Below are 14,123 nucleotides of genomic sequence, written 5' to 3' on the forward strand. Positions count from 1 at the left end.
GACTCGATATATAGATTAATACTTAATCTGGTTTAATTCGCATCAAAGGTTGACCGTATTCCACTGGTTCGCTATTTTGTAGAAGAATTTCTACCACTTGCCCGGAAACTTCTGCTTCTATTTCGTTCATAAGTTTCATGGCTTCGATGATACAAACTGTTTGACCTCTCTTGACGCGATCGCCCACTTCCACAAATGGTGATTCACCGGGACCGGGGGCGCGGTAAAAAGTTCCCACCATTGGGGAGGGGATGTCAACCAGTTTTGAGTCAATAACAGGGGAAGAAGTGACCGGCGACGGAATCCCTTTTGTAGCAGTCGTCAGGTCTATAGGAGTAGGTTCCGTCACCGCAGGCACCACCAATGGCGGAGGCGGTGGAATGGGTGGCAATCCCGAAGACACCGCACCTTGCCCCGCTTGAGCTACTGACAATACTTGGTTGCTAACACTAACAGCTTTGCGAACCGTTAATTCAAAATCGTCACTTTTGAGAGTCACTTCTGCAAGATCTGTTTGTGCAATCGTCGTCAGTAGTTGGCGGATTTCGTTAAAGTCTAATGGCACAGCTTTTCTTACCTCATGCAATTAGGTGGTAGAGAGACTCATACCAACTTTGGATTTTAGATTTTAGATTTTAGATTGTTTTGCCTGTGAATGAGACAGTTTCAACCTTCCCAAAAAATCTTACTTATTCCAATTTGGTATCTTCTGTAAAGTCGGTTATCTTTTGAGACAGGGAGACAAATCCCTGTAACGCATCAAACTCGGGATTTGCATATTTGAGGTGAAAGGTAGGTTACTCCCTGCCTAAGTATGTATCGTTACGGGTGTCGATCCGGATGCGTTCTCCTTGAGAAATAAAGAGTGGAACCATAATCATTGCTCCTGTTTCCACAGTTGCTGGTTTTGAACCACCCGTCGCAGTATCGCCCTTGACACCTGGGTCTGTTTGGACAACTTCCAACACGACTGAGTTGGGCAGTTCTACCTCTAGGACTTGGTCATCCCAACGAACTACATTGACTTCCATACCTTCCTTGAGGTATTTTACACGTTCGCCAATTTGTGCAGCACTCAATCTGCCTTCTTCATAAGTTTCCATATCCATAAAGACGTAATCTTCACCTTCTTTATAGGTATGTTGCATCGTACTTTTTTCCAAATTGGCTTGCGGAACTGTTTCTCCTGCCCGGAACGTTCTTTCTACCACGTTCCCATTTTGGGCATTTTTCAGTTTTGTCCGTACAAACGCAGAACCTTTACCAGGTTTAACATGGAGGAATTCTACCACTCGCCATACAGACCCATCTAACACTATAGACACGCCAGGTCGAAAGTCGTTACTGGAAATCATGAAACCTTCATATATTGGAGACAATCGGGATTTATTTTAACCCTCAATAGGAGTAATTAGACATTAATCATTCGTGATTAGTAATTAGTACTTATCAATATTAACCGACAAGCAGCGATCGGCAACAATGACCCATGACTGACGCTGCTTGCGCTAAGGGAGTTCCACTTCATTCCCGATCTGAGCCTGGAGGTGCCTTTTATCGAGATTCTGTTTCTACAGAGCCCAATGCATCAATTGCTACGACTGAAAAATACAGCAGCAATGATAATTAAACTTAAAAGCACCAGAGGTACGAAAAGGTTAGGGATATCTGATAATTGCATCTGTTGGGGAAAAATAAAAAATGAAAATTAAAAGTATTTTTGCTATCTGTTATTGATAATGTAGCACCATTAATGTTGAAGCTATTGACAATTTTCGATAAATATGTATATTTGTCTTTGTATTAAATAGTACCAAACAGCTATGTTCGCATCGCTTCTCAATTGCTTTAAGGATATCAGCAATATATAGTTAAGCGAAGCAATTCTGGCTAAACTCTTTGCCAAGGGAGTTTTTCTCGGTATATATTACTAGGGGATTGTACTATGTCGTTCTAGTCACTCTAAGCCACACAAGTTGGGCTGTTTATGTGCAATACCAACGCAATTGCAACACAATAATTTTGGAGTGTAAGTAAAGTAGGTTATGGTGTCCTTCTGGATAGCGATCGCGGCTTGGGGACTAGGCTCTCTCTTATGGGCAGAACTAGTACGAGATTTATATCACGTCTTAGCCCATCACTGGCAACCACTGTATCGGCAACACGCATGGCATCATCGTGTCTTTCATCGAGATTTGAACGTTGTAAATGCCAAAATTTATCGTCAAGCACAATGGCGTCACGATTTGCCTGAATGCCTTGTGATGTTGCTTTTTTCACTAGTATTTTGGTGGGCTTGTTTTCAATGGACGCCACAGTACCACTTGGCGGCTCTTATGGGAACCCTTTACACTTTGATGTTTTTAGCTAGCTGCATAGCACGTGGCATTGGTAGCGAATGGGCGCGGGAAGCAACCGATGTGACTCACCTACCCGGTCCTTTCTTGACGCCTCCAGGTAACTGGTTCGTGAATCGACCCTACCACTGGCGGCATCATTTTGATAACGATCGTGCTTACTATTGCAGTACCTTTACTTTGATAGATAAGCTTATGGGTACAGCACTGGCACTAAAAGGCAAGAAAATTGCAGTCACGGGAGCATCGGGAACTCTGGGGCGATCGCTGCTATTGCATTTACATTTAGCAGGTGCGAAGGTGGTAGCCTTGAGTTCAAAATCAGAACCCATAACACTGACCGTCAATGACAAACCACTAGCAGTGAAGACAATTTCTTGGGAAGTAGGCAAAGAGGGAGAACTGCTCGAACATCTCAAGCAGATAGACATCTTAGTCCTCAACCACGGTATTAACGTTAAAAGTGAAAGAACACCAGAGGCAATTTTTAAATCTTACGAGATTAACACCTTTTCTAGTTGGCGACTGCTAGAACTTTTTTTGACGACTGTTCGGACTGACGAACACGTAGCTCGCAAAGAAGTTTGGGTCAATACTTCTGAAGCAGAAGTCAGCCCTGCGATTAGCCCTTTGTACGAACTCTCAAAACGTGCTTTGGGAGATTTAATCACATTACGTCGTTTGGATGCTCCTTGCGTAATCCGTAAATTAATTCTAGGACCTTTCAAAAGCAACCTCAATCCCATTGGAGTTATGTCCGGTGATTGGGTAGCACGGCAGATTCTAGCATCAGCCAAACGCGATGACCGCAATATCATTGTGGCAATCAATCCTTTGACATATATACTATTTCCAGTGAAGGAATTTTTTGTATCAACATATTTCAGATTGTTTAGCAATTCCAAGGTTTTCCCTCAAGGAACTCCTGAGTCAGTTTTACCTGGATTAGAAATTGATGGAAGAAACAAGCACTTAGAAATCAGTAGCAGAAACGGGCAAGATGCTCGTACCACAGGAGGTTAACTATCTACTCTCCTTTACAGATGTCAGTTTCTAAAAAGTTAACTTTATGATTCGGAGTAGGCATATTGCCTGCTCTTTTAATTTCTAAAATAGATTAATGCAATCGAAGCGGAAGCCATGACTGCAACACAATGTAATAGCACTGCTTGCTCGGAGGGCGCATCCCAATTAGAAAAAACCTCTACCAATTTAAACAAAAAATGCGACAGATATAGCAAATCTAAATCATTTGTAAAAAATTTCGCTCGCTAATGGCTAATAGCTAATTGCTTTTGACCATTAGCTATTAGCCATTAGCCATTAGCCGTCTTCTCTCTTATTTTTATATTTCATTTAGGACTGCTATAGTTAGTCTAAATCTAGACTGGAAATGACTTTCTCAATTCAAAATCTAGAATCCAAAATGGTATTATGGCATCTCCAGAAGTATTAATATGGCTGCAAGAACGCACGGCTTTGGGAATTCTTTCTCCTGCATCCTTAAATGCGTTCTCTGAAGTGATAGAAGAAAAAGTTTTTCCAGCTAATTATCGTTTGGTGAGTGAAGCGTCTCCTCCAGAGGCATTGTATATTTTACAACAAGGTCAGTTAGAAAGCAACAGTACTAATAAAACCAATCCATCATTAGCCGTTGGTTTTCTCCCTGGAGCCGTTATTAACTTACAAGAATTGCTGTTAGATGAATCGGTTCAGCGCACAATTACTACAGTCACAGAGTGTCACCTCTGGATGCTACCTGCTGCTAAATTTCGGGAAATACTCACTCAATACCCAGAAATTGCTCAGGCTGTTTCTCGCCAAATGGCTCAAGAAGTGTCTCAACTCACATCCGCTCTGAACTACGAACAAGAACGTTCTGTTGCCTTACGACCTTATTTAGTCACTAAAGCACGGCGTGGAATTGTGGGGACAAGTCGTTATGCAACCCGGTTGCGGGAGGAAATTAGAAAAGCAGCCGGAGAACGCAAATCGGTATTGATTTTTGGTGAACCGGGATTAGAAAAGGATAACATAGCGGCGCTTATTCATTTTGGTTCTTCCTACCGACGAGAACCTATTGTCAAAGTTAACTGCGGAATTCTACAAACAAGTGGTGCCGATTTATTTGGTCGTTATGGAGGTAAACCAGGATTGTTGGAATGGCTTGGAGAAGGAACTTTAGTACTTAACAACATCCAAGAAACCCCGACCGAGTTGTTACCAGCATTAGCTAATTTATTAAAAACATCTCAGTACAGCCCCGTGACTCGTTCGGGAGAACCACCCGCAGAACCTCGTGCTACCCGTGCTCGTATTTTAATTATTGCCGAAAAAATTCAGCCAACTATCGAGCGTGTTGTCGGTCAAGTGATTAAAGTTCCACCGCTACGGGTACGAAAAACAGATATTAAAGCGCAAGTAGAGTACTACATCAGTCTCTATACCACGGCAAGAGGAATATCAAAACCATCAGTGACACCAGAAGCCATACGCCGCTTGCAATCCTATGATTTTCCCGGAAATCTTAAGGAGCTGCAAAACCTTGTGGAACGGGCAATCGTGCAAGCAGGAGAGGCAAAAGCTCTGACAGAAGAAATTTTCTGGTCGGCTCAAACAAAGAAAAAGGAATTTCGCGTCAACCTTTTAAATGCCTATCCCAATTTGCGGAAATTTCTTCGCAGCCCTTGGTGGACCGATCGCATTAATTATGGTTTTACTTTAATAGCTTTTGCTTTGATTGTTGCCGTGCTTTTTGTTGGTCCGCAAACACGCGATCGCAATTTTGCCCTTAATTTATTCTGGGCTTGGTGGTGGCCATTTTTCCTGCTGGCATTTCCCTTTTTAGGTCGTGTTTGGTGCGCTGTTTGTCCCTTCATGATTTATGGAGAAGTCACCCAGAAACTTTCCTTGTGGCTCTTTCCCCGACAGTTGAAACGTTGGCCGAGACAGCAAGCCGAACAATGGGGAGGATGGTTTCTCTTTGGGTTATTTACTTTGATTTTCCTGTGGGAAGAACTTTGGAATTTGGAAAATACAGCTTATCTTTCAGGTTGTTTGCTCTTATTAATTACCGCAGGCGCAGTCATTTTCTCGGCTCTTTTTGAAAGGCGTTTTTGGTGTCGGTATCTTTGCCCTATTGGTGGGATGAATGGTTTGTTTGCCAAACTTGCCATGACGGAATTGCGAGCGCAACAAGGAATTTGTTCCGCCACTTGTACGACATATCAGTGCTATAAGGGCGGACCGCAAAAAGGCGAAGGTATGGAAACTGGGGGATGTCCCTTATACTCTCACCCAGCACAGTTAGAAGATAACAGAGATTGCGTATTGTGCATGACGTGTTTGAAAGCATGTCCCCATCGTTCCGTTGAGTTTAATTTACGTCCCCCTGGAATGGAACTGTGGACAACTCACGTACCCCGGTCTTATGAAGTCGCATTGTTATTTTTACTATTAGGGGGTATCTATCTCCACCGTTTACCCGAGTTGCAATCCTGGTTGGGATTGCATTTTGACCTCACACAGTTTCTACCCCACTTAGGCTTATCATTGTTTGCTTTAGTGATTCCCGTTGTTATTCCCTTTGCAGCCTATGGCTTATCTCGTGTTGGTTCTCAATTCAAGGCAAAACCATTTATCGAACTAGCATACGGTTATCTACCACTCGTACTTGGTGGTAACTTAGCCCATTACCTGCGCCTGGGTTTAGCAGAAGGAGGACGTATTTTACCTGTCACGTTTGCAACTTTTGGTCTCAATGGCGAACAGCTTCCTGTATTAGTTGCTCACCCAGCCGTCATTGCTTTTCTACAAGGGAGTACTTTGATTTTTTCAGTTCTTTTAACTGTTATCCTCACTCAAAAAATTGCCCGTCAGCCCATGCGATCGCTCTTTTGGCAACATTTAGCAGCCATAGGGTTAGGAGCAAGTTTGTGGGTGGTTGTTGTGAATGGCTAATGGCTGATGGCTAATGGCTAATGGCTAATGGCTAATGGCTAATGGCTAATGGCTAATGGCTAATGGCTAATGGTTGATGGTTAATGGTTGATGGTTAATGGCTGATGGATGATGGCTGATGGATGATGGCTAATAGTTAATATTTCGTGATAAAACTCAATTAGCTGTTAACAATTAGCAATTAGCCCTTCGGGTTCGCCAGTTCCCTACGGCGGGAAACCCGCCTGCAGGACTGGACTCACCATTAGCCATTAGCAATTAGCAATATGAATTTTTTAGAACCGCCACGCTTGCGAATTGGAGAAGAGAATGAGGAAGAACGACGCGCTACATGGTTGGAGCTTTTTTACGATCTAGTATTTGTCGTTGCAGTTTCTCAACTCGCCCATTATCTCCATGAAGATGTTTCCCTGTCAGGTTTGTTCGGGTTTGTTGTTTTATTTATACCAGTGTGGTGGTCGTGGATTGGTACTACTTTCTATGCCAATCGCTTTGATAGCGATGATATTGGAAGGCGGCTGCTAGTTGGTTTGCATATGGCTACAGCAGCAGCAATGGCTGTTAACATACATCACGGGTTGGATAAAAGCTCTGCTGGTTTTGCTATCTCCTATGCGTTGGGACGTATCGTACTGGCGATCGAATATACTCGAGCAGGACAGCATATTCCGGTAGCACGTCCTCTCACAACTCGTTTTGCTACAGGTTTTGCGATCGCTGCTTGTTGCTGGCTGGTATCTGCATTTTTACCATCTCCTTGGCGTTTTGTACTTTGGGGCGTGGGACTTGTGATTGATTTTGCGACACCCATAACAGCAAGCAAGTTACAGCTTCAATTGCCGCCCCATCCTTCTCACTTACCAGAACGTTTTGGACTGTTTACAATTATTGTTCTGGGTGAGGCGGTGATTGCTGTAGTTGATGGTGTCTCTCAAAAGAATTGGCAAATTTCGACAGCCGTAACTGCTGTTTTGGGATTGTGTACTGCTTTAAGTTTGTGGTGGGTGTATTTTGACAATCTTGGCGGTACACCCATTCGACGAACTCAGGCAGAGGGAAGATCTGTTCTAATTAATATTTGGCTGTATACCCATCTCCCTCTTGTTATTGGTATTGCTGCTACTGGAGTTGCAGTAGAACTCGTATTATCAAGCAATTCTGAGGTTGCACTAGCTGATGAAATTCGTTGGTTGTTGTGCGGTTCTCTGGCACTGTGCTATCTCTCTCTAGCTGTTCTTCATCGTCTTGGTGTCATCCTCTATTGTAAGATTCGTACCAAGTACCGAGTGGGGGCTGCATTTGTTTTACTAGCAATTGCATTTTTGAGTAAAGGCTTATTACCCTTAGCTGTGATGGGACTTGTCAGTGTAGTTTGTGTTTCACAAGTTGTGCAAGATGTATCCCAAAGCCGTCCCACCACTCGCTTAGTCGATCCAGAAATTTAGCTCGGGCAAAGGAAAGTCACCGAATTTTGTAGGGTGAGTACTGCTAGCGCTGTCAAGATGACTCATAAAATTTTGATTCAGACCGCAATTCTCATCTTTTTCCTCTGCGCTCTGGTGCGTCTGTGCGGTTTCAAAGTATATTTATTTCACCATAGAGACGCGGGTACGCAGAGGGAAGAGGTGAGAGAGCGATTATTTCCTGTCAAAATAGAGTTAGTGCCGTAGATAATTGGTTTTATGAATATTTCACTTTTAAATCGTGCTATAGAAGAAAAACTAGTCACCCTCAAAGATGTTAGTTGGGATCAATTTAAAGGGATTGAGGCACAGCTAATTGACAACCGCAGTGTCCGTCTATCTTATTTATTAGGAATTTTAGAAATTATGTCCCCAGTTGGTCCGTTGCATGAGTACGTGAAAAGAACTCTCAGCTACTTATTGGAAGCTTACATGAGGGTAAATGGCATCCGATTCTACGGCAAGGGCGGCTTTACTTTAGAAGAACCGGGTTATGCTTCTGGGACGCCTGATGAGTCTTATTGCATTGGCACCAACAAAGAAACTCCCGATATCTTAATTGAGGTCATCATCACCAGTGGCACTATTAACAGGAAGGAATTATACAAACCCAAGCAAGTTTCTGAAGTTTGGTTTTGGAAATCTGACACTATTAGAATATTCCATTTAAATGAAAAGGGTGAATATGAGGAAGTTAACCGCAGTAGTTTCTTCCCAGATTTAGATCCAAATGTGTTGCTGCAATATATCGCCATGCCCGACCAGTATGATGCGGTTCAAGAATTTGAACAGTTTCTCCGTCAACAACTTCATTAATCAATACCTCTACTCTGTTTCTAGAGGTTCGCTGTACTTTGATTGTGACGTTAGGAGCAGATAGGGAACCGAGTGCTGTTCGTGATTGTGGAGTTTGCGCTGTGGCCGATCTTGTTTCTGCTACCAAGAAAGTACATAAAGTTCCAAACAAAGCTGTTAGTTGAGCTAAGTTTTTCACAATTGTCGATTTATAAAAAGAATTTCGGTACAAATACAATTGACTTTTTAGATAGGAAAAAAGTGCGGGAAAAGTTAGAATAATCGTGTTTTTAGCTACAGTTGAGAATGAAATAATTCGGCGAAAATGTAAATAAGTATTAAAAATGCAGCTTTCCTGTCAGTTATGCTGCCCATTCATGAAACCTCGAATTATTGTCTGTGGCTTAGGACGAACCGGATATAAGGTCTTTCGTTTGCTGAGACAGCAGGGGGCGCTGGTTGTCGGCATTCATCACCAACATATACCCAGCGAAACAGCAGGAGATGTGATTGTCGGTGACTTGCTTGCAGCTAGCACTCTTATTGCCGCCGGAATTCAGCAAGCGCATACGGTAGTCATTGCCGGACCTGATGATGAACTGAATTTGGCGATTATGATGCAAGCGCGGGTGTTAAATCCACGCATTCGTATTATCAATCGCTTCTTTAACACGAGTTTGGGCGAACGGCTTGACCATACCGTACCAAACCACTGGAGTATGAGTGTTGCGGGTTTGGCAGCACCAGTCTTTACGTTTGCGGCTTTGGGTAACAAAGCGATCGGACAAATTAAACTTTTTGGACACACTTGGCCCATCCATGAAGAACTGATTGACGAACACCACCCTTGGCGGGGTTGTAAGTTGAGCGATTTGTGGAATGAGCGCTCGCGTGTCCTCATTTACTATCTGCCTGTGGAAGGTGAGGTAGATTTAGTCACGGCGGTAGCATCCGGGCAAGAATTGAAGGTGGGCGATCGCCTCATTGTTGGAACCCAACCGTGTATCCGTCCCGCTCGTAAATCCCTGATTGCAAAACTGCTAAAAGTCCTCACCAATCTCCGGCACTTTAAACAACACGCTCAATCGGTATTAGTAGGTGCTTTAGTTCTCCTATTTATTATTTTGGTTGCCACGCTCACCTACGTGTCAGCCGAGCTAAAGATGTCTGTCGTTGACGCCTTGTATTTTTCCGTAGGTATGATTACGGGCGCGGGTGGGAATGATGCATTAATCGCACAAGCTCCTATCAGTATTAAATTATTTACTGTTGTGATGATGTTAATCGGAGCAGCAGTGTTTGGTATTTGGTATGCGTTGCTTAACGATTTTATTTTAGGAACGCGCTTCAAGCAATTTTGGGATGCAGCACGAGTTCCGCACCGCAATCACTATATTATTTGTGGTTTGGGGGGAATTGGTATAAAAATTGTCCAACAACTCCACAATAGCGGGCATGAAGTTGTGGTGATTGAGCGTGATTCTAATAATAAGTATGTCAATACTGCTCGTGGATGGGGTATTCCCGTTATTCATGCCGATGCTAGCTTTTCAGCAACACTAAAAGCCAGCAATATGGAAACTGCTGCTGCATTGTTGGCTATGACAGGGAATGATGCAACTAACCTGGAAATTGCTTTAAAAGCTAAAGGATTAGCACCCAAAGTGCCAGTGATTGTCCATTATGCAGATCCGGACTTTGCAGGTGTGGCGCAACAGGTATTTGACTTTGAGGCAGTTCTTTGCCCTGCGGAACTAGCAGCCCCAGCCTTTGCTGCTGCTGCACTTGGAGGAAAAATACTTGGCAATGGTATTACGGGAGATAGTCTTTGGGTCGCTTTTGCAACTTTGATTACACCCGCACATCCTTTTTGTGGTTTGCGAGTGAGAGAAGCTGCTATGTCCGCCGATTTTGTTCCTTTATATTTGGAAACGAACTCCCAAACCATTCACGGTTGGGATTTATTAGAAACAAGCTTGAGTGGAGGGGATATTTTGTATCTGACGATGCCAGCTACAAGATTGTATCAGTTGTGGCGCAATACTCCATCGCAAGCCATGGCAAGTTAGGGGCACTTGCCCCCCTAACCTTTCTAGGGATGAATTGTACCATCTGGCATAATTGCTCCCTGTAACAGAGTTCCCATCATGTATGCCCCGTACAGATTGGCTCCCTGTAAACTGGCTGCTGTAAAATCTGCATCTATCAAATCTGCCATTTTTAATTCCGCGCCATCAAGTGTCGCCCCCGTAAGCTTAGCTTCAAAAAGATTAGCTCCACTCAAATTCGCACCAGTTAGATTGGCTCCAGTTAAATTGGCTCTAACTAGAGATGCTTCTGTTAGATCGGCACCTACCAAATTTGCTCTGCTTAAATCAACCTCGCTTAGAGAAGCTCTTTGTAAATTAGCTCCACTCAGATTGATTTCTGTTAAGTAACAGCCTATCAGGATGACACCTTTAAAATCCCTCTCTCCTTTCTGATAGCGTCTTAACAATTCATCGACATCCATTGCGCGATCGTCATACAAACCTTTGCAGTAAACCTCGGACAACATATTCTTTGAGTTAATTGTGTTACGATGTGTGAGCCTGACAAATATTGTCATTATTTACTACAAAACTACCACCACAGCAAGTCCAACAAAGTCATTTTTGAACAACTCCATACTGCTGATTTGTTAAGGAACGAGCCTTGTCAAAAGCTTGAATGATGGCACAGATCTCGTTAGCTTATAACTGTTCTTAAATTACTTTATTGAGAGAAAAAGCAAATAAAATTTGTTAGTTATGAGTTGTTAGTGGTTAACGATCGCCGCTGGCTAATGATTGCCAAAAGTCCATGCTGCTTGGAAAAAATCTTGTTCGCAAAACATGGCATAGCGGTAAGTTGACTCTACTAATGCTGTATGACTGGCATAACTGTCAACTAAAGTTTCTAATTGTTGTGTTAGCGGTAAAAAGTCATCGCTGCTGTAAGTCCGAATCCAATCACTGTATTGATGGCTGGGAATACCATTAAGAGCTAATTGTTTGCCCAAAAAAGCATACAAACGCATACACGGGGACATTGCAGCAGCAGTTAAACCTACATCCCCACTCCAAGCAGTTGATAATAAAAAATCCGTGTAACGACGGGTTGCGACTCCAGGTTCTATACAACGTAAATCAATTTCCCATTGAGCCGCATATCCTTCATGTAACTTGAGTTCCTGCAAAACCCCACCTGCTAAGGAATGAAACGTCAAAAAATCTGAAAAGTTGGGGACTTTAGCTGCAGCTATGCTGTAAGCACGCGCAAAAGCTTCTAAGAAAAAGGCATCTTGTCCAACATAGTAGGCAAATTTCTGGCGAGCCAGCGTACCATCTCCTATACCTTGGACAAAAGGATGCTGAAGACAAGCTTGAGCTATATCTTGATTGGCTTCCCACAAATTACTAGAAAGAGTCATTGGTTAGTAGATAGTGGTTCAATACTGCTCGGTTTAGCGTGGAAATACGAACATAGGTAGGTTGGGGAGCCACTCACGTGCGGAGAGCAGCGCCGTGCGGGGGGTTCCCCCCGTTGAGTGACGTGGCGTTTGAGGAACGAAACCCAACATTTACAAGCATTTGTTAAGTTTCTCTACCGCGATCCAAAGCCAGAAAAATTCTTATCCAAGTAGTATTGGATAGTGGTTAGTTTTTAGTTGTTAGTTTGGTAGGTCATACCAAATTTTTACATCGTTGATTTGTACTAGAATTCTATCCGGGAGCATGCCAAATTTGCAATTGCCCTCAGAATAGAATTCTGGGGCTACACAAACAAAGTCCACCTACGTGGACTTTTTATTAAGTCCGCGCAGGCGGACTTCGTTTGTATAGCTGTGATTTCCAATCACTAGGGCTAAGAGAGATTATAAAAACGGATTTGATCTCACACAGCACTCCACTAGATGGTTTAGTTAATGGGACTTCATCCGTTGCGGCACTAAAAGCTGCTGGCAGTTTGGGACTAGAGATCGCAATTGCATCCAATCAATTAGTTTTCCTACGAGTAGGGACATTTCTGCCAAGAAGCCAAGCTCCCAGTTGAAAGAATTGGGTTTCCAATCAATTAGTTTCCCTAACGAGTAGGGACAAGAAGAAGATATGGCAAAAAGAGGGATGTTCAGTTTCGTTTCCAATCAATTAGTTTCCCTAACGAGTAGGGACTGAATTACGGTTACTTTTGCAAACTTGAATTTTTTAGTTTCCAATCAATTAGTTTCCCTAACGAGTAGGGACCTAATTTACATAATATTTGAATTCCTGTCAATTCAATTGGTTTCCAATCAATTAGTTTCCCTAACGAGTAGGGACCCGCAAGCACAGCAGTGGTGGAGCAGTCGGTAAAACTAAGTTTCCAATCAATTAGTTTCCCTAACGAGTAGGGACATAATGTTTACTCTTGTGTTGTTAATTGTATAGATATCAATGTTTCCAATCAATTAGTTTCCCTAACGAGTAGGGACATCGCTAAAAATTTAAATAGAAACTATACTTGTAAGTTTCCAATCAATTAGTTTCCCTAACGAGTAGGGACAAAGAGTTGCTCAAAAATGGCAGATTAGTTTTAAGTTGTTTCCAATCAATTAGTTTCCCTAACGAGTAGGGACTCGCAGACTGCCCACAAGAGAGATTTGTCGATGCACCCCGACGTTTCCAATCAATTAGTTTCCCTAACGAGTAGGGACGTGAAGCAAATCTTGAGCATTGCCCCCAATGCCTTGTCGTTTCCAATCAATTAGTTTCCCTAACGAGTAGGGACCCTTTTACTAAATTGCTTGTGGAGACTATCGTTAGTCAAAGTTTCCAATCAATTAGTTTCCCTAACGAGTAGGGACCAATTGTGGATTTAAAAGTTGGCGTTAATCAGCCTCGTTTCCAATCAATTAGTTTCCCTAACGAGTAGGGACTCTCTTAAAAAACTTGACATTGTTGTTTGTAAACTGAAGTTTCCAATCAATTAGTTTCCCTAACGAGTAGGGACGTTTCCAGCCAATGGGCTGGGCAACCCAAGACCCTAGAGTTTCCAATCAATTAGTTTCCCTAACGAGTAGGGACATTGCAGCAATTGACATGGGGATAGACAATTTAATGGTTTCCAATCAATTAGTTTCCCTAACGAGTAGGGACCAGGCACTCGCCATTTTTAAAGAACAGGCTCCTAAGTTGTTTCCAATCAATTAGTTTCCCTAACGAGTAGGGACATGAATATCCCTATATTGGAGGATGGTGGGTAGACAGTTTCCAATCAATTAGTTTCCCTAACGAGTAGGGACCCTTCGGGATAACATCTACAATCTGTCTGGGTTTGAGTTTCCAATCAATTAGTTTCCCTAACGAGTAGGGACCCAAAAAACAATGAAACAGGATATCTGGCAGATCGCGTTTCCAATCAATTAGTTTCCCTAACGAGTAGGGACAAATCGGTCTCAGCCGCATGCATAAGGGTAAGATGCCCGTTTCCAATCAATTAGTTTCCCTAACGAGTAGGGACCCCTCCAGTTTAGACCCTTACCCCGCAA

10 protein-coding genes and 1 CRISPR repeat array are annotated in these 14,123 nt (G+C 42.9%); of the genes, 6 read left to right on the plus strand and 4 right to left on the minus strand.

The window, feature by feature from the left end; translation table 11 throughout:
* Nucleotides 1-22: 22 nt before the first annotated feature.
* Together accB and efp are read right to left on the minus strand one after the other, a co-directional pair.
* Nucleotides 23-565, minus strand: a complete 543-nt coding sequence (gene accB / locus HC643_RS27130) for an acetyl-CoA carboxylase biotin carboxyl carrier protein (RefSeq protein ID WP_038076497.1) — start codon at nucleotides 563-565, stop codon at nucleotides 23-25.
* Nucleotides 566-797: 232 nt separating this feature from the next.
* A complete protein-coding gene (efp, locus tag HC643_RS27135; protein ID WP_038076479.1) occupies nucleotides 798-1,355 on the minus strand; it encodes an elongation factor P in 558 nt (185 codons plus the stop codon).
* 134 nt (nucleotides 1,356-1,489) lie between these two features.
* Between efp and HC643_RS27140 the strand changes: the two genes are divergently transcribed.
* The 6 genes from HC643_RS27140 (at nucleotide 1,490) to HC643_RS27165 (ending at nucleotide 10,644) form a co-directional block, all read left to right on the plus strand.
* Nucleotides 1,490-1,630 (plus strand): hypothetical protein, encoded by a 141-nt coding sequence (locus HC643_RS27140; protein WP_167844577.1) that lies wholly within the window; start codon nucleotides 1,490-1,492, stop codon nucleotides 1,628-1,630.
* A gap of 415 nt (nucleotides 1,631-2,045) precedes the next feature.
* Complete coding sequence (locus tag HC643_RS27145) at nucleotides 2,046-3,380, plus strand: bifunctional sterol desaturase/short chain dehydrogenase (RefSeq protein WP_050046810.1); 1,335 nt, start codon at nucleotides 2,046-2,048, stop codon at nucleotides 3,378-3,380.
* Between the two features lie 411 nt (nucleotides 3,381-3,791).
* Complete coding sequence (locus tag HC643_RS27150) at nucleotides 3,792-6,317, plus strand: AAA-type ATPase lid domain-containing protein (protein WP_038076482.1); 2,526 nt, start codon at nucleotides 3,792-3,794, stop codon at nucleotides 6,315-6,317.
* 266 nt (nucleotides 6,318-6,583) lie between these two features.
* The gene (locus HC643_RS27155) at nucleotides 6,584-7,762 is read left to right on the plus strand and encodes a low temperature requirement protein A (RefSeq protein ID WP_038110663.1); all 1,179 of its coding nucleotides are present in this window, start codon (nucleotides 6,584-6,586) and stop codon (nucleotides 7,760-7,762) included.
* A 237-nt stretch (nucleotides 7,763-7,999) separates the two neighbouring features.
* On the plus strand, nucleotides 8,000-8,596 hold the full coding sequence (locus HC643_RS27160) for a Uma2 family endonuclease (protein ID WP_038087904.1): 597 nt from the start codon (nucleotides 8,000-8,002) through the stop codon (nucleotides 8,594-8,596).
* A gap of 356 nt (nucleotides 8,597-8,952) precedes the next feature.
* Nucleotides 8,953-10,644: an NAD-binding protein gene (locus tag HC643_RS27165; RefSeq protein ID WP_038087898.1), complete on the plus strand. Its 1,692-nt coding sequence runs from the start codon at nucleotides 8,953-8,955 to the stop codon at nucleotides 10,642-10,644.
* A 23-nt stretch (nucleotides 10,645-10,667) separates the two neighbouring features.
* Here the strand turns inward: HC643_RS27165 and HC643_RS27170 are convergent, their stop codons facing one another.
* Together HC643_RS27170 and HC643_RS27175 are read right to left on the minus strand one after the other, a co-directional pair.
* Nucleotides 10,668-11,087: a pentapeptide repeat-containing protein gene (locus HC643_RS27170; protein WP_038087907.1), complete on the minus strand. Its 420-nt coding sequence runs from the start codon at nucleotides 11,085-11,087 to the stop codon at nucleotides 10,668-10,670.
* 309 nt (nucleotides 11,088-11,396) lie between these two features.
* Nucleotides 11,397-12,026, minus strand: a complete 630-nt coding sequence (locus tag HC643_RS27175; RefSeq protein ID WP_038087895.1) for a TenA family protein — start codon at nucleotides 12,024-12,026, stop codon at nucleotides 11,397-11,399.
* A gap of 632 nt (nucleotides 12,027-12,658) precedes the next feature.
* Nucleotides 12,659-14,095: direct repeats of the CRISPR family, unit length 36 nt; unit sequence GTTTCCAATCAATTAGTTTCCCTAACGAGTAGGGAC.
* Nucleotides 14,096-14,123 lie beyond the last annotated feature (28 nt).

Source organism: Tolypothrix bouteillei VB521301, from assembly GCF_000760695.4.
Classification (GTDB): domain Bacteria; phylum Cyanobacteriota; class Cyanobacteriia; order Cyanobacteriales; family Nostocaceae; genus Scytonema; species Scytonema bouteillei_A.